Below are 20,153 nucleotides of genomic sequence, written 5' to 3' on the forward strand. Positions count from 1 at the left end.
CGTAAGTTGTCGGTGCCCGCTGGCACGATGGCTGGGTGAGCATTGCACCCGACGATCCGTTGAAGGCGCTGGGGCTTTTCAGCGTCGTCACCCGCGACTGGTTCGCCGGGACGTTCGCCGCGCCGACCCCGGCGCAAGCCGACGCCTGGTCGGCCATCGCCGACGGTCGCAACACCCTGGTCATCGCCCCGACCGGATCGGGCAAGACGCTGGCCGCGTTCCTGTGGGCCATCGACGCGCTGGCCGGCGCGCCGCGCAGCGAGCGAGAGCCCGGCACCTGGGTGTTGTACGTGTCGCCGCTCAAGGCGCTGGCCGTCGACGTCGAGCGCAACCTGCGCACGCCGCTGGCCGGGATGGCCCGCGTCGCCGCGCAACGCGGCCTGCCCACGCCGGAGATCACCGTCGGCCTGCGATCCGGCGACACCCCACCGGCGCAACGTCGACAGCTGATCAGCAATCCCCCTGACGTGCTGATCACTACGCCCGAATCGCTGTTCCTGATGCTGACCTCGGCGGCGCGGGAGACCCTGGCCGGTGTCCAGACCGTCATCGTCGACGAGGTGCATGCCATCGCCGGCACCAAACGGGGGGCACACCTGGCGCTGTCCCTGGAGCGGCTCGACGAGATGCTCCCGAAACCGGCTCAGCGAATTGGACTTTCGGCCACCGTGCGTCCGGCCGAAGAGGTCGCCCGATTTCTCTCCGGCGCCGCTCCGACGACCATCGTGTCCCCACCCGCGGCAAAGACTTTCGAGCTCTCGGTGCAGGTGCCGATTCCCGACATGGCCAACCTGGAAAATGGCAGCATCTGGCCCGACGTGGAGGCGCAACTGGTCGATCTGGTCGAAACGCACAATTCGACGATTGTGTTCGCCAACTCACGCCGGCTGGCCGAGCGACTGACCGCTCGGCTCAACGAGATTCACGCCGAACGCACGGATGCCGACGGCCCGGTGATGCAGAGCGCGGAGCGCGATGAGAAGGAGCCGGGCAATCGAATCCGACCCGCTGAGGCCAATCTCAAAGTTGCCGGCGGCGCGCCGGCCCACGTGCTGGGCAGTGGCCAAACCTACGGGGCGCCAGCGCTGTTGGCCCGCGCCCACCACGGCTCGGTCAGCAAGGAACAGCGGGCCATCGTCGAAGAGGACCTGAAGTCCGGCCGACTCAAGGCGGTGGTCGCGACATCGAGCCTGGAGCTGGGCATCGACATGGGTGCCGTCGACCTCGTCATCCAAGTGGAGGCCCCGCCGTCGGTGGCCAGCGGCCTGCAACGGATCGGCCGCGCCGGACACCAGGTCGGCGAGGTCTCGCGCGGCGTGCTGTTCCCCAAGCACCGCACCGATCTGATCGGCTGCGCGGTAACAGTTCAACGCATGCTCGCGGGTCAGATCGAGACGATGCGGGTGCCGACCAACCCGCTCGACATCCTGGCTCAGCACACCGTGGCGGCGTCGGCGTTGGAGCCACTGGACGTCGACCGCTGGTTCGACACGGTCCGACGCAGTGCGCCGTTTGCGGCGTTGCCGCGCAGCGCATTCGAGGCCACCCTGGACCTGCTGTCCGGCAAGTACCCGTCGACCGAGTTCGCCGAACTGCGGCCACGCCTGGTGTATGACCGCGACACCGGAACCGTGACGGCGCGGCCCGGCGCGCAGCGGCTCGCGGTGACGTCCGGCGGAGCCATCCCGGATCGCGGCCTGTTCACCGTGTATCTGGCCACCGAATCCGAAACTCCCTCTCGGGTAGGCGAACTCGATGAGGAGATGGTCTACGAATCTCGGCCGGGCGATGTCATCGCGTTGGGCGCCACCAGCTGGCGGATCACCGAGATCACCCACGACCGGGTACTGGTGATTCCGGCGCCCGGCCAGCCGGCCCGGCTGCCGTTCTGGCGCGGCGACGACTCAGGACGTCCCGCCGAACTCGGCCGCGCGATCGGCGCTTTCACCGGTGAGCTGGCCGCGCTCGATCGGGGTCCGTTCGAGAGCCGTTGCGCTGAACTGGGATTCAACGCATACGCCACCGAAAACCTGTGGCGGCTGCTGGACGACCAGCGTGCCGCTACCACCGTGGTGCCGACCGACGCCACGCTGCTGGTCGAGCGGTTCCGCGACGAGCTGGGCGACTGGCGGGTGATCCTGCACTCCCCCTACGGATTGCGGGTGCATGGTCCGCTGGCCCTGGCGGTGAGTCGGCGGCTGCGCGAGCGCTACGGCATCGACGAAAAGCCGACCGCCTCCGACGACGGCATCGTGGTACGGCTGCCCGACACGGTGTCCGAGTCGGGGGCCGAGTCACCGCCGGGCGCCGAACTGTTCGTCTTCGACGCCGACGAGATCGATCCGGTCGTCACCGCCGAGGTGGGCGGTTCGGCGTTGTTCGCCTCCCGGTTCCGCGAGTGCGCCGCACGTGCGCTGCTGCTACCGCGGCGGCACCCGGGCAAGCGGTCCCCGCTGTGGCATCAGCGTCAGCGCGCCGCCCAGCTGCTCGATGTGGCCCGCAAGTACCCAGACTTCCCGATCGTGCTGGAAACGGTCCGTGAGTGCCTGCAGGACGTGTACGACGTGCCGACACTGGCCGGGCTGATGAACGACATCGCCTCCCGCAAGATCCGCATCGTGGAGACCGAGACGGCCACGCCGTCGCCCTTCGCGGCCTCGCTGCTGTTCGGCTACGTCGGGGCTTTCATGTATGAGGGCGACAGCCCGCTGGCCGAGCGCCGCGCGGCGGCGCTGTCGCTGGACCCCACGCTGCTGGCCGAGTTGCTAGGCCGGGTCGAACTGCGCGAACTGCTCGACCCGGATGTCGTCGCCGGCACCGGCCGGCAATTGCAGCATCTGACGCCCGACCGGGCCGCCCGCGACGCCGAGGCGGTCGCCGACCTGCTGCGCCTACTTGGGCCATTGACCTCCGACGAGGTGGCCGACCGCGCTGGCGGCGCCGATGTCGGCGGCTGGTTGGAGGCACTGTATGCCGCCAAGCGCGCGCTGCCGGTGTCGTTCGCCGGCGGCAGCTGGTGGGTGGCGATCGAGGACATCGGCCGACTGCGCGACGGCGTCGGGGTGGCGGTGCCGGTGGGCGTACCGGCCAGCTTCACCGGGGCGGTCGTCGACCCGCTGGGTGAGCTGGTCAGCCGATATGCGCGCACCCATGCGCCGTTCACCACCACCGACGTGGCGACCCGGTTCGGGCTGGGGCTGCGCGTTGCAGCCGATGTGCTGGGCCGCCTCGCCGCCGACGGGAAGCTGGTCCGCGGGGAGTTCTCCACCGACGCGCTCGGCGATGAGTGGTGCGACGCCGATGTACTGCGGATCCTGCGTCGCCGCTCGCTGGCGGCGCTGCGGGCCCAGGTCGAGCCGGTCAGCACCAGCGCCTACGCGCGGTTCCTGCCGGCCTGGCAGGGGGTGGGCGCCGGATCGGCGGCCAACGCCGGCCTGGACGGCCTGCTGGCGGTTATCGACCAACTCGCCGGCGTCCCGCTGCCGGCGTCCGCGATCGAATCGCTGGTGCTGGCGCCGCGGGTCCGCGACTACACCCCCGCGCTACTGGACGAGTTGCTCGCCTCCGGCGAGGTGATGTGGTCGGGTGCCGGCTCGATCTCCGGCAGCGACGGCTGGGTCGCTTTCCATGCCGCCGACACCGCGCCGCTGACGCTCGCCGTCGGATCGGAGATCGAGTTCACCGCGACCCATCGCGCGGTTCTGGACATGTTGGCCGGCGGCGGGGCGTTCTTCTTCCGGCAGCTGGGGCAGGAGGGTATCGGCGAGAACGAGCTCAAAACCGCGCTGTGGGAATTGATCTGGGCCGGCTGGGTCACCGGCGACACGTTCGCGCCGGTGCGCGCGATGTTGTCGGGTGCGCCGGGCCGTAAGCGTTCGGCGCCCGCGCACCGACAGGGCCGCGGCAAACGCACACCACGACTGAGCCGCTACAGCGTCGCGCACGCTCAGGCGCGGGCCGCCGACCCAACCGTCGCGGGCCGCTGGTCGGCGCTGCCGCCGGCCGAGCCCGATTCCACCACGCGCGCCCACCACCAGGCGGAGGTGCTGCTGAGCCGGCATGGGGTGCTGACCCGGGGCGCGGTCGGGGCCGAAGGGATCCCGGGCGGCTTCGCCATGCTCTACAAGGTGCTGACGGCTTTCGAGGACGCCGGCCGGTGCCAGCGCGGCTACTTCGTGGAATCGCTCGGCGGCGCTCAGTTCGCGGTGGCTTCCACCGTCGACCGGCTACGCAGCTACCTCGACGGTGTCGATCCCGAACGGCCCGAGTACCGCGCGGTGGTGCTGGCGGCCGCAGATCCGGCCAATCCCTATGGCGCGGCGCTGCCCTGGCCGTCGCGGTCGACCGAGGACGGACCGGCCCGACCGGGCCGCAAAGCGGGCGCGCTGGTTGTGCTGGTCGACGGCCAACTCGTGTGGTTCCTCGAGCGCGGCGGGCGGTCGATGCTCAGCTTCGCCGACGACAGTGCGGAGGCCAACCACGCCGCGGCAGTCGCGGTCGCCAATCTCGTCGCCGCCGGGCAGGTGAATTCGATCCTCATCGAGCGCATCAACAGCGCGACGGTCTTGGGTCCGCAGCTGCCCGGAACGGTGGCGACGGCCTTGACCGACGCCGGGTTCTCCCGGACTCCGCGCGGGCTGCGGCTGCGATAGCCGATGCCCGAAGGCGACACCATTTTCCGGACCGCAGACCGACTGCGCAACGTGTTGGTCGGCCACCCGCTGACCCGCTGCGACGTCCGGGTACCGCGGTATGCCACGGTCGACCTGAGCGGTCAGGTGGTCGACGAGGTACGCAGCCGCGGCAAGCATCTGTTCATCCGCGTCGGGCCGGCCAGCATTCACTCACACCTGAAGATGGACGGCGCGTGGCGGGTCACGCCGAAGAGCGGCCGACTCGACCACCGGGTTCGAATCATCCTGGAAACAACCGATATCCGCGCGATCGGCATTGATCTGGGCGTGCTGGAGATTCTGGAACGCGATCACGACGACGCCGCCGTTGACCACCTGGGACCCGACTTGCTCGGCGACGACTGGGATCCGAACATCGCCGCGGACAATCTGATCGCGAATCCGGATCGCCGCATCTCCGAAGCGCTACTCGACCAGCGCGTGATGGCCGGTGTCGGCAACGTCTTCTGCAACGAGTTGTGCTTCATCAGCGGACACCTGCCCACCGCGCCGGTGAGTGCTATCACCGACCCGCGCCGTCTGGTCGTTCGTGCTCGCGACATGTTGTGGGTCAACCGCTTCCGCCAGAATCGCTGCACCACCGGTGACACCCGGCCCGGACGGCAGCTGTGGGTATACGGACGCCGTGGCCAGAGTTGCCGTCGCTGCGGAACATCGATCAGCTACGACGACAGCGACGATCGGGTTGCGTATTGGTGCCCCGTCTGCCAACGCTGAACGCCCGGGGCATGTCTATTCGGTTAACGATCAGGGTTGGCTGCGTTGCCCGCAGTGCGCGCTGCAAAAGTCTGGGTACGGCATGCAATGATCGCAATGTCAGCGGCATTGCCTGCTGCCTCGATACTCGCGACTTCTGCTCAGCGGACCGGATGAGAAGGGACGACCACCCGAGTGCGCTTGATCAATGTGCGATTACTAGTGACCGGCCTGGTCCTTTTAGTCCTGGCGACTCTGTCTTTCGGTGTCATGGCGCCCAGCGCGCACGCTGACGCCGTCGACGCGAGTTTCTTGAAAGCGTTGGAGTCCAAGCAAATCACCTTCGCCTCCGGACAGGCGGCGGTCGTCGCCGGCCATCAGGTCTGCGATGCGCTCGACGGCGGCAGAGCCTCGAGCGACGTTGCCAATGACGTGATGCAGCAGAGTGGTCTCGACGGCTACCACGCCGGGTTCTTTGTCGGCGTGAGCATCGCCGCATTCTGTCCGCGGCACACCGGAGCCTGACGCCCGCCGCATCTGCTTCTGAGCTGTCGCAGGGGCTTTCGCGATAACGGCGAGCGCTCATCCCGCCGAGGGCGGGGGTTTCATCACGTTGCCCTTGAGCTCGGCACCGATCGAAATGTCTTCGTACTTCTGCGATTTGCGCTTGCGCCAGCCGCTGCCCGCCGAGATCGGGGGTGCCATCAGCGGCGGCATCATCGGCATTCCGGCGGCCTCGCCCGCGCCGAGCGGCGTTGCCGCCGAGGCGAGTTGAACGGGCGCCTGCGACGTCGCCAACAACGTCCCAGCGGCCGGCGGTGCCATCAGCCCACCCATCGGCACCGCGACACCGGTCGCCGCGGCCGCCGCGGGTGCGGAGAGCCCGGCAGCGCCCAGCGCTCCCAGTCCGCCCCCGCCGGCACCAAGCGCCCCCAGCGCTCCGGCCGCTCCGCCCAAGCCTCCACCGCCCAGCGCCTCTTCGCCCTCCGAGACGCCCGCGCCGACCTGAGCGCTGACGCCCTGCAACGCCTGCGCCGACTGGCTCTGCGCCAGGTAGCTGAGCAGGTTGATCGGAAATCCGGACGAGATGAACTGGTTGGCGTAGGTGTTCGCCTGTCCAACAAAGCCGACGTTGGGGTCAAAGGCAGGAGGGATGGCGTCGGCGGGGGTAGCCGCCGCGGCGGTCTTCGCCGCGGTCGAGCCTGCCGAGTTGGTGGCCGCCGCTGTCTGCGCACTGCTCTGGCTGGCCTGTGCCGACGGGTTCGTAGTCGAGCTGGGCGTGGTGAACTGCGGCAGGTTGGTGGCCTGCGTCGAGGCAGCCTGATAGCGGGTCATCGCCGCCGCGTTGTTCGCCCACATCTGCTGGTAGTTGGCCTCGGTGGCGGCGATGGCCGGCAAATTCCTGCCGAAGGTGTTGGTCGCGAGGAGTTGGGCCAGCTGCGTCCGGTTGGCCAGAACCGTCGCCGTCGGGACCACCGCTGCACTCGCGGAGTTGAACGCGACCGCCGCGGCCTGGGCCGACGCGGCGACCTGCTGGGCCTGCTGCGAGGTGGTGCGAAGCCAGGTCAGATATGGCGCGACCGAGGTTGACATCGCCGCCGCCGACGGGCCGTGCCAGCTCTCGGCCATCGACGACACCGCAGCCGTGTAGCTGTCCGCGGCGTCTTCCAGGTCGGCACCGAGCTGACGCCACGCCGCAGCGGCGTTAGCCAGCGATTCCGAACCGGGCCCCGAATGAATCAGTGCCGAAATCACTTCCGGAGGCAGCGTCGTGAACTCCATGATGGGAAAGATTTAGTACCGTGGGAAAACGCTTGGGACACCGGGTTGGCTACGGCGAAAATTGACCTGGAACATTGCGCTTCGTCCCCCTACGAGATCGCGTTGATGGAGTTCACCAGCCGGGGCTTGAACTCGTCGGGAATCGGGATGTAGCCGGCGCTGGTCAAGTCCTTTTGGCCTGGGCCGAGGGCGCTCTGCAGGAAGGCCCGCACGGCCTGGCCCACCTTGGGATCCGGGTACTTGGAGCACACGATCTCATATGTTGCCAGCACAATCGGATACGAGCCGGGCTGATTCGGCCGATAGAACGAAATGGTGTCGAGGGCGAGGTCATCGCCCTTCTTGATGAACCAGGCCTGAGAAATCGTCTTGCCCACCGATTCCGGGCTGATGGCCACCGGGTCCGGACCCGCCGAGGTGATGATGCTGGCCGCGTTCAGGTGTTCCGCCTGGGCGAACGACCACGCGAGGTAGGTGACCGAACCCTCGGTGTTCTTGACCTTTGCTGCGGCGCCGTCGTTGCCGACCGCGCCCTCACCGACTCCGCCGTTGAACTTCCGTCCGGCGGGGAACCCCCACGTGCCTTTGGAAGCGGTGTCGAGATATCGCTGGAAGTTGTCGGTGGTTCCGGACTCGTCGCTACGGAACACCACGTGGATCGGCTCGTTGGGGAGTTTCACGCCCAAGTTCTGCAGTCCGATCGCGCCGTCGTTCCACATGTTGATCTGGCCGTTGAAAATCTGGGCGGCGGTCAGGCCATCGAGGTTCAACGACGTCATACCGTTGACGTTGAACGCGATGGCGATTGGGCTGACGACCATGGGCAGGTTCCAGGTGGGCGAACCACACCGCTGCTGCGCCCGGTTGTACTCGTCGTGCGACAGCACCGAATCCGAGCCACCGAAATCGTTTTGGTTGTTCAAAAACTCGTTGATCCCGGCGCTGGAATCGTCTGCGGTGTAGTCCAGCGACTGTCCCGGGCAGGCGCTCGCGAAGGCCTTGACGAACTCGGTCATCGCGTTCTTCTGGGCCGTAGATCCGCTGGCCTTGAGGTCTGGCTTGCCGCCGCAGTTGACTTTCACCGGCGGGACACTCGTGCTGGTGCCTCCGCCCGAGGCGCTGTTGTGACTTCCGCATGCCGACAGGATCAGCACGCCGGTTACCAGCACACTCAGTGCGGCGCTAAATCGGTTGAGCTTCAATCCAATTCCTTCAGACGGTCAGCGGAGATAATCGCACCGGCGATTTGTACGCCACACTGCTGTGCGCTCCATGCATGTCGCATCGTAACAAGATTCGCACCGCGGTAATTATGTCCGGCTTCCGTCAAAGATGCGGGTTTCACGATTTCAGCCGGCGTTTGCCACCTGTTCATTGTCCTCGGTGGCGGCGCCCTAGAAAGTATTCACGCGTTGTTGACGTTCGCCTCCGGCCTCGATGGCAGCCAACACATATCGTGGAATATCAACCGTCGGCTTCCTGTTGCAGGTGAAGTGACCTACGTCGCATGCCCCAAACGAGGTGGGCTTGGTCACAAAAGCCGAATTATCCGAGCCAATGACGGCTCCCAAACGTTGACGTATTGCCCGCCACCCAAGCAAAGGACGGACCACCTTGTGGAAACGCTCCAAGACTTCGTCAGCGCACGCTTCGCTGACCTGACCGCCGCCACAGGCCTGACCGACTGGGCACGTCAAGTGCTCAACGCGGTCCGACCGGCGACGTCGTCGGTGCGCAGCGCGCCATCGACGATTGCCTCACCTCGGCCGGGACATGTCCTTGTCGGCCACGACCTGCCGCTCATCCACCCCGGCGTCGAGCGCTGCTGATATCGACGGCATTGCCAGCTGCCGCCGGCTGACGAACTCGCGCTGGGCGCCGGTGCGCGGATCGTCGAATTCGATGCGCTGCGCGACTAGCTGCAATGGCGTCGAGAAATCGTCGGCGGCAACGTCGATCACGTTGGGGTACAGCGGGTCCCCGTAGATCGGGATGCCCAGCGACGCCATGTGCACCCGGAGCTGATGGGTACGCCCGGTCCGCGGGGTGAGTCGGTACAACCCATCCGTCGTCACCAACTCCACCAAAGTCTCCGCATTAGGATCACCGGCTTCTTCGAGAGCCTGAAAGTTGCTGCGGTGCTTGATGATCCGGCTGCGTACTTCGCGCGGCAGCGTGAGGCGGGGTTCTACCGGCGCCGCGGCAAGATAGGTCTTACGCACCGATCCACGGGCAAACAGCGTCTGAAAGGCCCCGCGAACGGCGCGACGGGTCGTGAACAGCAGCACCCCGGCCGTCAGCCGATCCAACCGATGGGCCGGGCTGAGCTCGTCCAGCCCGAGTTGCCGGCGAAGCCGCACCAGCGCCGTCTGCGCAACGTGGCGGCCGCGCGGCATGGTGGCCAGGAAGTGCGGCTTGTCGGCGACGACGATGTCTTCGTCCTGGTAGAGCACCGGAATGTCGAAAGGCACCGGGACCTCGTCGCGCAGTTCGCGGTAGAGGTAGACGCACGCGCCGGCCGGCAGCACCGTCGTCTCGTCGACAACCGAGCCGTCAGCACATAACACCTCGCCGGCAACCACCTTCGTCCGTGCCTGTGTGCCGAATCGGTCGCACAGCTCGGCGGTTACCGATCCGCCACGCAACCGCACCCGCGCCGGTCCCAGCCCGTCGCGTAACGGCAGTGGGGCCGGGCGGCGCATGGGGCTCCTGACATCCGGGGACGCTGGCGGTCAAACTACTCCGCTGCATGCCCCGGTGGGAAGCCACCTGCGTTCGGGCTGCGGACCGCCTACAGGGAACCCAACAGAGCGGTGAACACCTGGTCCAAAGTGTCGGTTCCAAATCCGAGGTCGGTGACCAGCCCGCTAAGCGTCGTTGTCGTGCTGAGACCGAGGTCGCCGAGCAGCGTGTCCAGCGTGCCGGTGAGCCCCGCGTCAGAGAGCAGAGTGCTCAGTGTCGTCGTATCGCTCAGCCCGAAATCACCCAGCAGCGTGGCAACCGTCGCGCCGCCCAGCCCCACATCACCCAACAGCGTGCTCAGCGTCGTCGAATCGCCCAGCCCGAAATCACCCAACAGCGTGCTCAGCGGAGTCGAATCGCCCAGCCCGATGTCGGACAACAGCGTGCTCAGTGGCGTCGTGTCGCTCAGCCCCGCGGCGGACAACAGATCGGTGAGCGACGTGCTGCCGGGCAGACCGACACTGGTCAAAAGAGAGTCCAGCGTCGTCGTATCGCTCAAGCCGAAATCGGTCAACACCGTGTTCAGCGTCGTCGTGCCCGGCACTCCAACAAGGGCCAGCAGCTGATCGAGCGTCGTGGTGTCACTCACGTTCAACGTGCCCAGCAGGGTGCCGAGGGTCGTACTGTCGTTTACGTCGAACTTGTCCAGGAGCGCGCTCAGCGGTGAGCTGGTGCTCAGCCCTTCCAGGGTCAGCAGAGATGCGATGTCGGTATTTGGCGTTATCCCGAGCACCCCCGCAAGACTCCCCAGCTCGCTTTGGGTGAACCCGAGGTCGCCGAGCGTCACGGTGGTGGGTAGCCCGACATCAGTCAGCAGAGTGCCCACCGATGTGGTGTCGCTCAGGCCCACCAGGCCCAGCAGACTACTCAGCGGCGTGCTGTCGCTGAGACCGAAATCAGTCAGGAGCGAGCCCAGATGGGTTGTGGCGCCGTTCAACCCGATCTCTGACAACAGGCTGTCCAGCGACGTGGTGCCAGGGAGGCCCAAATCGGTGAGCAACGTGCCCAACTGCGTCGTAGCGCCGTTCAGCCCGATCTCTGACAACAGGCTGTCCAGCGTCGTAGTGCCTGGGAGGCCCAGATCGGTGAGCAGGGCGCCCAATTGCGTCGAGTCGCTCAAACCGAGAGCAGGCAACAGAGTGCCCAGGGTGGTCGAGTCGCTGAGACCCACGTCCGACAGCAGAGTGCTCAGCGGCGTCGTGCCGGGCAACCCCAAGCTGGTCAGCAGAGTGCTCAACGGCGTCGAGTCACTCAACCCCACGTCCGACAGCAGAGTGCTCAGCGGCGTCGTGGCGGGTACCCCCAAAGTGCCCAGCAGAGCGCTCAGGTTCGAGTTCCCAGACAATCCGAAGTCGGTCAGCAGGTCGCCCAAATTCGTGTTGCCAAGCCCGAGCTCGCTCAACAAATCGGGAACTGTGGTGCTGCCGACACCGAAATCATCGAACAGCTTCTGAAGGTCGGTGACGATGGTCTCGGGATCGGCGATCGTGGTCAGCCCGACGTCCCGGGTTTCTATCCGAGGAAGCGAAAGCCCGACCGGAACGCCGGCCGTCAGGGCGGCGCTCGCGATAGCGGTGCTGGCGGTTAATGCGCCGGCGCTCAACGCTAGCCAGCGCTGCCGGCTTGCCTCGCCCGAGCCGTGCTGCCGGCGATGCATACCCCTGAACAGATTCGACATTGGAGCCGTCCCTCGTAACGGGCGCATACAGCCTTGCTGAGAATCTCTCAGCAAGCGGAATTTATCCCGGTCTTCGGCTGGTGTCAATTACCAATTCAGGCGTGTGTGGAACTTTGCCGAACACGACCACGCGGAATGCACAACCTTGTGTAGACAGTGTTCGCAGGGCATCCATCCAGCCGATCGGACAGTTGCTCAAGTCAGGTCAATTTAACGGCACTGGCTCGAGGATCTCGGCACGGGCTTCCGGGGCGCTGGCCCGCAGCGCGTCGGCCGACGCGTCGTCGGGTTGAGTCTGGGACAGCACCTCGGCCTCCACGCGCGCTGTATACGTCTCGACCTCGCGGTCCACGTCGGCTGCGGTCCAGCCCAGGATGGGCGCGGCGATATCGGCCACCTCGCGGGCGCAATCGACACCGCGGTGCGAGTACTCGATGGCGATCCGGGTCCGCCGCGCGAGGATGTCCTCCAGGTGCAGAGCGCCCTCAGCCGCAACGGCGTAGGCCACCTCGACCCGCAGATAACCGGGCGCGGCCGCGATCGGGTTGAGCAGGTCGCGGTGGTCGGCAGCCATCGCCAGCACCTCGTCGATCAGCGATCCGTAGCGGTCCAGCAGGTGTCGAACCCGGTAGGAATGCAGCCCCTCCATCGCGCCGACGTGCTCGGTCTGGTTGATCAGGGCGAAATAACCGACGGCACCCAGCAGCGGCACCTTTTCCGTGATCGACTGCGCGATTCGGGCCGGAACATATTGCGCCGCAGCGTCTATCGCATCTGCCGCCATCACGCGATAGGTGGTGTACTTGCCGCCGGCGATGGCCACCAGGCCCGGTGCGGGCACCGCGACCGCGTGCTCGCGCGACAACGTCGACGTGTCCTCACTCTCGCCCGCCAGCAGCGGCCGCAGACCCGCGTATACCCCGTCGATGTCGTTGTGCGACAACGGAGTAGCTAGCACGGTATTGACAGTGGCCAGAATGTAGTCGATGTCGGCTTTGGTGGCGGCCGGGTGCGCGAGGTCCAATCCCCAGTCGGTGTCCGTGGTTCCGATGATCCAGTGGTTGCCCCAGGGAATCACGAACATCACCGACTTCTCGGTGCGCAGGATGATCGCGACGTCGCTGACGATCCGGTCGCGGGGCACGACGATGTGTACGCCCTTGGAGGCCCGCACCCGAAAACGCCCGCGCTGCTTGGACAATGCCTGGATCTCGTCGGTCCACACCCCGGTCGCGTTGACCACGACGTGGCCGCGGACGCTGGTGACGGCGCCGTCCTCGGAGTCGCGCACCCGAACCCCGGTGACGCGGTCACCTTCGCGGACCAGCGACACCACCTGGGTCGACGAGCGAACGACGGCGCCGTAGTGCGCCGCGGTGCGCACGACGGTCAGCGTGTGCCGGGCGTCGTCGACGACGGTGTCGTAGTAGCGGATACCGCCGATCAGCGCGCTGCGCTTCAAACCCGGCGACAACCGCAGCGCGCCGGCCCGGGTCAAATGCTTTTGCGCCGGAACAGATTTGGCGCCGCCGAGCTGGTCGTAAAGCAGCAGGCCGGCGGCGGTGTACGGGCGTTCCCACCACCGCTTGGTCAGCGGGTACAGGAACGGCAGCGGCTTGACCAGATGCGGCGCCAGCGTCGTCAACGACAGCTCGCGCTCGAAGAGCGCCTCACGGACCAATCCGAATTCGAGTTGCTCGAGGTAACGCAGCCCGCCGTGGAACATCTTCGAGGACCGGCTCGACGTGCCGGAGGCGAAATCGCGGGCTTCCACCAGCGCAACTTTCAGCCCGCGGGTGGCGGCGTCCAGTGCAGCGCCCGAACCCACCACTCCGCCGCCGATGACCACGACATCGAATTGCTCGCTACCGAGGCGATCCCAGGCGGTCGCGCGTTGTTCGGGTCCCAAAAACGAACCCTGCCGGGTGTGCTCGCTGGCCGGGACGCGAATCGGGTCGCTCACGGCGCGGTCTCCTGTCGGTTACTCGTCAGTAGATTCTTGACACCAAGGCTACCTGGCTCGATTGCCGCGCTCGTCCGCATCACCGCGCTCTGCATCGTCGCCGCGGCGGGCCGCTCAGTCCAGGTCGTCGTGCGCCATCAGCCGCCGCGCCGCCTCGGTGATAGAGCCGGACAGCGACGGATAGACGCTGAGGGTCTGGGCCAAGTGGTTCACCGTAAGCCGGGTCTGCACTGCCATCGCGATCGGCAGGATCAACTCCGACGCGATCGGCGCCACCACGACGCCCCCGATCACCACACCGGTGGCCGGGCGGCAGAACAGCTTCACGAAGCCGTGCCGTAGACCCGACATCTTGGCCCGCGCGTTGGTGCGCAGCGGCAACATGATGGTCCGAGCCTGCACCGATCCGTCGTCGATGGCGGATTGCGGAACGCCCACCGCGGCGAGCTCCGGCCGGGTGAACACCGCCGCGGCGACGGTGCGCAGCCGAATCGGGGTGACGGCCTCACCGAGGGCGTGCCACATCGCGATCCGGCCCTGCATCGCGGCGACCGAGGCCAGCGGCAGCAGCCCGGTGCAGTCGCCGGCGGCGTAGATATTGGACACCGAGGTCCGCGACACCCGGTCGACGGTCAGGTAGTTACCGGGCCCGAGTTCGATGCCGACCCGGTCCAGGCCCAGGCCGCCGGTGTTGGGCACCGAGCCGATCGTCATCAGCGCGTGGCTGCCTTCGACGGTGCGGCCGTCGGCGAGTTTGACCAGCACCCCGGTGTCGGTGCGGGTCACCGAGTCGGCGCGGGCGTTCTTGACCAGCTCGACCCCACGCTCGGCGAAGATCCGCTCCAGCACGGCGGCCGCGTCGGCGTCCTCGTACGGCAGGATCTGGTCGCGACTGGCGACCACCGTCACGTCGACACCCAGCTCGGTGTAGGCGTGCACGAATTCAGCGCCGGTGACCCCGGAACCGACCACGATCAGGTGTTCGGGCAGCGCGTCCAGGTCGTAGAGCTGACGCCACGTCAGGATGCGTTCGCCGTCGGGCCGCGCGGTCGGCAGCTCACGGGGGCTGGCACCGGTGGCGATCAGCACCACATCGGCGTCGTAGGTACTGGCGTCGCCGTCGGGCCCGCTGGCCCGCACCCGGTGGGTCGCTAGACCGGGGGTCGTATCGACCAGCTCGCCCTTGCCGGCGACCACCGCTACACCCGCGCTGAGCAGCTGCGCTTTGACGTCATCGGACTGGTCAGCAGCCAGCTTCTTGACGCGCTGGTGAATCTCGGGCAGCGAGATCTTGGCGGCTTCGATGTCGATGTCGAAACCCAGGTGCGGTCCGCGGCGCAGTTCGGTGCGCATTCCGGTCGACGCGATGAACGTCTTCGACGGCACACAGTCGAACAGCACCGCCGCGCCGCCGATGCCGTCGGAGTCGATCACGGTGACTTCGGCGCCGCGCGCAGCCCCGACGAGCGCCGACTCGTATCCGGCCGGTCCTCCCCCGATGATCACGATGCGGGTCGCCACCGCCTCAACCTAACGAACGTTGCGGATGCGCGCCGCGTCAGCGCACGCCGTCTAAGATTTCCCCGTGCCGCTCTACGCCGCCTACGGCTCAAACATGCATCCGGAGCAGATGCAGCAGCGTGCACCCCACTCGCCGATGGCCGGAACCGGCTGGTTGCACGGCTGGCGGCTGACGTTCGGCGGCGAAGACATCGGGTGGGAAGGCGCGCTGGCCACGGTCGTGGAGGATCCGACGACGAAGGTGTTCGTCGTGCTCTACGACATGACGCCGGCCGACGAGAGCAACCTAGACCGCTGGGAGGGCTCCGAACTCGGCGTGCACAAGAAGATCCGCTGCCGGGTGGAACGCGTCGCGTCGGACACCGATACCGATCCGGTGCTGGCATGGCTGTATGTCGTCGACGCCTGGGAGGGCGGTCTGCCGTCGGCGCGCTACATCGGCGTGATGGCCGATGCCGCCGAGATCGCCGGCGCGCCGAGCACATATGTGCATAAACTCCGCACTCGCCCGGCCCGCAATATCGGGCCGGGACACAGCGGCGATTAGCGCCGCCGCAGCTAGCCCGGGTGAGCGACCTGAGGCTTGGCAGTCCCTGCCAGCCGCGACGCTCAGCCGATCGCGGCGGACTGCTCGACGATGTTGACCATCAGCCGGACGCCGATTCCCAGGGCACGCTCGTCGAGGTCGAAGTTCGGCTGATGCAGGTCCAACTGCGGTCCTTGCCCCGACCACACGCCGAGCCGGGCCATCGCGCCCGGCACTTCCTCCAGATACCAGGAGAAATCCTCACCGCCGCCAGATTGCTTGGTGTCGGCCAGCGCGTCCGCCCCGAGCGCTTCGATGGCGTGGGCGAGGATCCGCGTCGACACTTCTTCGTTGACCACCGGCGGAACACCCCGGTTGTACTGCACGGTGTGTTCGATGTGGAGCGGAGCCAGCAACGCGGCCACCGCCTCACGGACGATGTCCTCCATACCCAGCCAGGCCTCGCGGCTGGCGGTACGAACCGTGCCGGCCAGCGTGCCGCTCTGCGGAATGGCGTTGGCGGCCGCCCCTCCGTTGACCGCACCCCACACCATCACCGTGCTGTGGCGGGGGTCGATGCGGCGCGACAAGATGCCGGGCACGCCGGTGATCAGGGTGCCCAGCCCGTAGACGAGATCGCCGGTGAGGTGGGGTCGTGAGGTGTGCCCGCCGGGCGAAGACAGGCTGATCTCGATCATGTCGGCGGCGGAGGTGATCGGGCCGGGCTTCACCGCGACCTTGCCGACCCGCAGCCGTGGGTCGCAGTGCAGCGCGAAGATCCGGCCGACCCCGGCCATCGCGCCCGCGGCGACCGTGTCGATCGCACCGCCGGGCATCAGCTCCTCTGCGGGCTGGAAGATCAGCCGGATCCCGATCGGCAATTCCGGTGCGCCGGCCAGGGCGAGCGCGGTACCCAGCAGGATCGAGGTGTGCGCGTCGTGGCCGCAGGCATGCGCGGCATTCGGCATCGTCGAGGCGTAGGGAGCGCCGGTCCGCTCGGCCATCGGCAGCGCGTCCATGTCGGCCCGCAGCGCAATCCGCGGCTCCTGGTCGGGACCGAAATCACACGTCAGCCCCGTTCCACCAGGCAGCACCTTCGGTTTGAGCCCCGCGTCGATCAACCGTTCGGCGACGAACTGCGTGGTGGCGAACTCCTGCCGACCCAGCTCGGGGTAGCGGTGGAGGTGCCGCCGCCAGCCGACCAGATCGTCGTGGTGCGCGGCCAGCCAGGAGTCCACGATCTCGGAGAGGCTCACGACACTGCCCGCCGCTCGGAGTGGGCGGCCAGCACTCGGTCGCGTTGTTCGGAAGACTCGGCCAGCCGAACGACTGTGCGTGCCAGCATGATTGCGCCGTCCAGCACCGCCTTGTCGGCAGTGGGCGCGGCGGCCGCCGCGGTGAAATCAGGCTGATGCAACGACGCGCCACCGGCGTCGATCGCGACCATCGGATGGATGCCGGGCATCAACTGGGTGACGTTGCCCATGTCGGTGCTCCCCAGCGGCAACGCCGCCTCCAGCGCCTGATCGACCGGTGCGCGACCGAGCCTGGTCATCTCGGCGCGGACGGTCTCGGCCATCCAGGCGTCCGGCTTGAGGGCGTCGTACATCGGCTCGGTCTGCTCGACGCTGTAATCACAGCCGGTTGCGACCGCGCCGGCCAGAAAGCAGTCGCCCACTTTGGCTTCCAGGTCCGCCAGCGAGAACGCATCGGCGGCGCGCATCGTGTACTGCAGCTCGGTCCGGCCGGGAATCACGTTGGCGACCTGGCCGCCCACGGTGACGATGCCGTGCACCTGCTGCCCCGGGGCCAGTTGCTGACGCAACAATCCGATCGCCACCTGCGAGACGGTGACGGCGTCCGCGGCGTTGACGCCCAGGAACGGCGCTGCTGAAGCGTGGGATTCCTTCCCGCGGTAGATCACCCGGACTGCGGAGAGCGTCAGCGAACGGGCGGCCGCGATGTCCACCGGACCGGGATGCACCATCACCGACACCGTCACGTCGTCGAACACGCCGGCGTTGAGCAGCAACACTTTTCCGCCACCGAACTCTTCGGCGGGGGTGCCCAGCAACGCCACCCGCAGCCCCAGCTCGTCAGCAAGGTCGGCGAGCGCGAGTGCGGCGCCCACCGCAGCCGCGGCAATGATGTTGTGGCCGCAGGCATGACCGATCTCGGGCAGCGCGTCGTATTCGGCGCATACGCCGACGGTCAGCGGCCCGCTGCCGAAGTCGGCGCGAAACGCGGTGTCCAAACCGCCCGCCGCCGAGGTGATCTCGAATCCGCGCTCAGCCACCAACTGTTGCGCCTTCGCGCAACTGCGATGCTCGGCGAATGCGAGCTCCGGCTCGGCATGGATCGCGTGCGACAGCTCGACGAGGTCAGTGCTGCGCCGCCGCACCGTGTCGTCGACACGATCCAGCGCCGGGGTCGAAGCCATCGACGCAGTATCTCACCGCCGATCACCGGCGGGCACAACGAGCCTCACGACTAGCGGCGATCGCCCGCCACGACGGGTGGCGTCCACTGCGGGGAGCGGCCGAGGTGGGCCAGGATGCGGTCGAGGTCGCCGGATTGACCGGGCGATTTGACCACCGGGCCGAACACCGCGCCCTCGGCGGTACGGAAATCGCCGTCGGGCACCACGAACGCCATCGGCAGCGCGGCGACCACCACGTCGTCCGGGAGCTCGTAGGACCGGCCCAGGGTGCGGGCCACGTCCCAGCCGTGCACCACGTAGTCCACGTGGTGGAAGCCGATCGCCATCGCCCCCGGGAAAGCCGCGACGGGCCCGAGTTCCGGCAACGCGAACGGCGCATCGAGCACGTCGGCGCCTGCAAACGCGTCAAGCACCTCGGTGGCGGCCTCGGCGTAAGTCCCGGCGGGATCGGCGGCCACCGCGGCGGCAACGGTGTCAGTCCGCCAGACCGCCTCGTCGTCGCCGTGCCCGCGCGCGGCAGCGGCGAAGCCGCGGTGTTGGACCGTCATGTGGGCGAGGAGGTCAGCGAGAGTCCAGCCGGCGCATGGCGTCGCCAGTGCCAGGTCGTCGGCGGTGACCAGCGAGACAACGTCTACCGAGGCCTGCACCGCGATCCGATGGAGCGGACGGATGTCACGATTTGTATGCATTAGCTTATAGTAAGTGGACGCATACTATATGTCCAGCCTTATCATCACCGGGTGGTGCGGAAGGCGACGCGACGCGACCTCGCGGAGATGCTGGCGGTGTTGGCCCGCCGCACGGTAGCCGCCGAGCAGCCGGTCCTGGATGCGCACGGCTTGTCGATGTGGGGCTACGTCGTTCTCAGCGCGCTGGATCACTCACCGATTCGCACCCAGGCGGCACTCGCCGAGGCGATCGGCGCCGACAAAACCCGCATCATTCCCACCCTCGACGAGTTGCAGCAGCACGGCTACATCGAGCGGATGCCCGACCCCGACGACCGCCGCGCGCGCCTCCTGGCGATCACCGAAGCGGGCCGCTCCGTCAAAGACGCCGTGCAGGTGGACATCCAGCGCGGCGAGGAGCGCTGGCTCGGTCAGCTATCCGGAAACGAGCGCGACGTGTTCCTGCGCGCGCTGAACCGACTCAGCGTCCGCGGTCCCGATTAAGCTGGGAGACTGTGAATGACGGCCGGCCCGACGCGAATGCGCTCGCGCACACGGCGGCACAGTTCATCGGCGAACGCATCGGGATCGCCGACCATGATGTGGCGATCGTGTTGGGGTCCGGCTGGGCTCCGGCCGTTTCCGAGCTGGGCCGGCCGATCGCGACGCTGCCGATGGCCGACGTGCCCGGATTCAGCCCGCCGTCCGCGGCCGGCCACACCGGCCACGTGCTGTCGGTGGGCGTCGGAGAGCACCGCGTGCTCGTGCTCGCCGGCCGTGTGCACGCCTACGAAGGACACGATCTGCGGCACGTCGTCCATCCCGTGCGCACCGCGTGCGCGGCCGGTGCACGCGTCGTGGTGCTCACCAATGCCGCCGGGGCGGTGCGCGAGGACTTCACGGTCGGCCAGCCGGTCATGATCAGCGACCACCTGAACCTAACTGCGCGATCACCGCTGGTCGGGGCCCAATTCGTCGACATGGTCGATGCCTACGCCGCGCGACTGCGAGCGCTGGCTCAGCAGGTCGACCCGGGGCTGGCCGAAGGCGTGTACGCCGGGCTGCCCGGCCCGCATTACGAGACGCCGGCCGAGATCCGGATGTTGCGCACGCTGGGCGCCGACCTGGTCGGCATGTCCACCGTCCACGAGGCGATCGCGGCGCGGGCCGCCGGTGCCGAGGTGCTCGGCGTCTCGCTGGTCACCAACATGGCCGCCGGGATCACCGGCGAGCCGCTCAGCCACGTCGAGGTGCTCGAGACCGGCGCCGCGTCGGCGGCTCGGATGGGTGCGCTGCTGGCCGACGTGGTCGCACGGCTGTAGCGGGAGCGGCGCCATGACCGCGCCGGCGACGATGCAGAGCTAAAGCGATGAGGAGGAGCGGCGCCATGACCGCGGCGGCGACCTGGACTCGCGCCGCATGAGCGGCGCCAATGAGGAGGTG

General features: G+C 67.8%; 15 protein-coding genes. 6 read left to right on the forward strand and 9 right to left on the reverse strand.

Going from position 1 to position 20,153, the window contains the following annotated elements:
• Positions 1–59 precede the first annotated feature (59 nt).
• The 3 genes from ACQY5A_RS19995 to ACQY5A_RS20005 all read left to right on the forward strand — a co-directional run bounded on the left by ACQY5A_RS19995 (position 60) and on the right by ACQY5A_RS20005 (position 5,915).
• Positions 60–4,652 carry an ATP-dependent helicase gene (locus ACQY5A_RS19995; RefSeq protein ID WP_428343256.1) on the forward strand — a complete coding sequence of 1,531 codons (4,593 nt, stop codon included), beginning with the start codon at positions 60–62 and terminating at the stop codon, positions 4,650–4,652.
• 3 nt (positions 4,653–4,655) lie between these two features.
• Positions 4,656–5,411, forward strand: a complete 756-nt coding sequence (gene nei2 / locus ACQY5A_RS20000) for an endonuclease VIII Nei2 (protein ID WP_428342055.1) — start codon at positions 4,656–4,658, stop codon at positions 5,409–5,411.
• A 201-nt stretch (positions 5,412–5,612) separates the two neighbouring features.
• Complete coding sequence (locus ACQY5A_RS20005; protein WP_428342056.1) at positions 5,613–5,915, forward strand: DUF732 domain-containing protein; 303 nt, start codon at positions 5,613–5,615, stop codon at positions 5,913–5,915.
• A 57-nt stretch (positions 5,916–5,972) separates the two neighbouring features.
• Here ACQY5A_RS20005 and ACQY5A_RS20010 read toward each other — a convergent pair whose 3' ends face one another.
• The 6 genes from ACQY5A_RS20010 to ACQY5A_RS20035 all read right to left on the reverse strand — a co-directional run bounded on the left by ACQY5A_RS20010 (position 5,973) and on the right by ACQY5A_RS20035 (position 15,076).
• Entirely contained in the window at positions 5,973–7,172 is a 1,200-nt protein-coding gene (locus tag ACQY5A_RS20010) for a PPE family protein (protein ID WP_428342057.1), read from the reverse strand.
• A gap of 89 nt (positions 7,173–7,261) precedes the next feature.
• Positions 7,262–8,374, reverse strand: coding sequence for a phosphate ABC transporter substrate-binding protein PstS (gene pstS / locus ACQY5A_RS20015; protein ID WP_428342058.1), 1,113 nt, complete (start codon positions 8,372–8,374; stop codon positions 7,262–7,264).
• 555 nt (positions 8,375–8,929) lie between these two features.
• A complete protein-coding gene (locus ACQY5A_RS20020) occupies positions 8,930–9,874 on the reverse strand; it encodes a pseudouridine synthase (RefSeq protein WP_428342059.1) in 945 nt (314 codons plus the stop codon).
• Between the two features lie 89 nt (positions 9,875–9,963).
• Entirely contained in the window at positions 9,964–11,592 is a 1,629-nt protein-coding gene (locus tag ACQY5A_RS20025) for a hypothetical protein (RefSeq protein ID WP_428342060.1), read from the reverse strand.
• 205 nt (positions 11,593–11,797) lie between these two features.
• Positions 11,798–13,555 carry a glycerol-3-phosphate dehydrogenase/oxidase gene (locus tag ACQY5A_RS20030; protein ID WP_428342061.1) on the reverse strand — a complete coding sequence of 586 codons (1,758 nt, stop codon included), beginning with the start codon at positions 13,553–13,555 and terminating at the stop codon, positions 11,798–11,800.
• 114 nt (positions 13,556–13,669) lie between these two features.
• The gene (locus ACQY5A_RS20035; RefSeq protein WP_428342062.1) at positions 13,670–15,076 is read right to left on the reverse strand and encodes an NAD(P)H-quinone dehydrogenase; all 1,407 of its coding nucleotides are present in this window, start codon (positions 15,074–15,076) and stop codon (positions 13,670–13,672) included.
• A gap of 64 nt (positions 15,077–15,140) precedes the next feature.
• On the opposite strand from ACQY5A_RS20035, the gene ACQY5A_RS20040 reads away from it, so the two are divergent.
• Positions 15,141–15,623, forward strand: a complete 483-nt coding sequence (locus ACQY5A_RS20040) for a gamma-glutamylcyclotransferase (protein ID WP_428342063.1) — start codon at positions 15,141–15,143, stop codon at positions 15,621–15,623.
• Between the two features lie 62 nt (positions 15,624–15,685).
• Here the strand turns inward: ACQY5A_RS20040 and ACQY5A_RS20045 are convergent, their stop codons facing one another.
• From ACQY5A_RS20045 to ACQY5A_RS20055, 3 genes are read right to left on the reverse strand one after another with little or no spacing between them, the layout of a single operon-like run.
• Positions 15,686–16,858, reverse strand: a complete 1,173-nt coding sequence (locus ACQY5A_RS20045) for a M20 family metallopeptidase (protein WP_428342064.1) — start codon at positions 16,856–16,858, stop codon at positions 15,686–15,688.
• Positions 16,855–18,042 carry an amidohydrolase gene (locus ACQY5A_RS20050; RefSeq protein ID WP_428342065.1) on the reverse strand — a complete coding sequence of 396 codons (1,188 nt, stop codon included), beginning with the start codon at positions 18,040–18,042 and terminating at the stop codon, positions 16,855–16,857. Before ACQY5A_RS20050 ends, ACQY5A_RS20045 begins: the two co-directional genes overlap by 4 nt.
• Positions 18,043–18,092: 50 nt before the next feature.
• Positions 18,093–18,731: a TIGR03086 family metal-binding protein gene (locus ACQY5A_RS20055; protein ID WP_428342066.1), complete on the reverse strand. Its 639-nt coding sequence runs from the start codon at positions 18,729–18,731 to the stop codon at positions 18,093–18,095.
• Positions 18,732–18,818: 87 nt separating this feature from the next.
• On the opposite strand from ACQY5A_RS20055, the gene ACQY5A_RS20060 reads away from it, so the two are divergent.
• A complete protein-coding gene (locus tag ACQY5A_RS20060; protein ID WP_428343257.1) occupies positions 18,819–19,214 on the forward strand; it encodes a MarR family winged helix-turn-helix transcriptional regulator in 396 nt (131 codons plus the stop codon).
• Between the two features lie 11 nt (positions 19,215–19,225).
• Positions 19,226–20,032, forward strand: coding sequence for a purine-nucleoside phosphorylase (locus tag ACQY5A_RS20065; RefSeq protein ID WP_428342067.1), 807 nt, complete (start codon positions 19,226–19,228; stop codon positions 20,030–20,032).
• Positions 20,033–20,153: the final 121 nt, after the last annotated feature.

It is taken from the genome of Mycobacterium sp., from assembly GCF_965277065.1.
In the GTDB taxonomy this organism is placed as follows: domain Bacteria; phylum Actinomycetota; class Actinomycetes; order Mycobacteriales; family Mycobacteriaceae; genus Mycobacterium.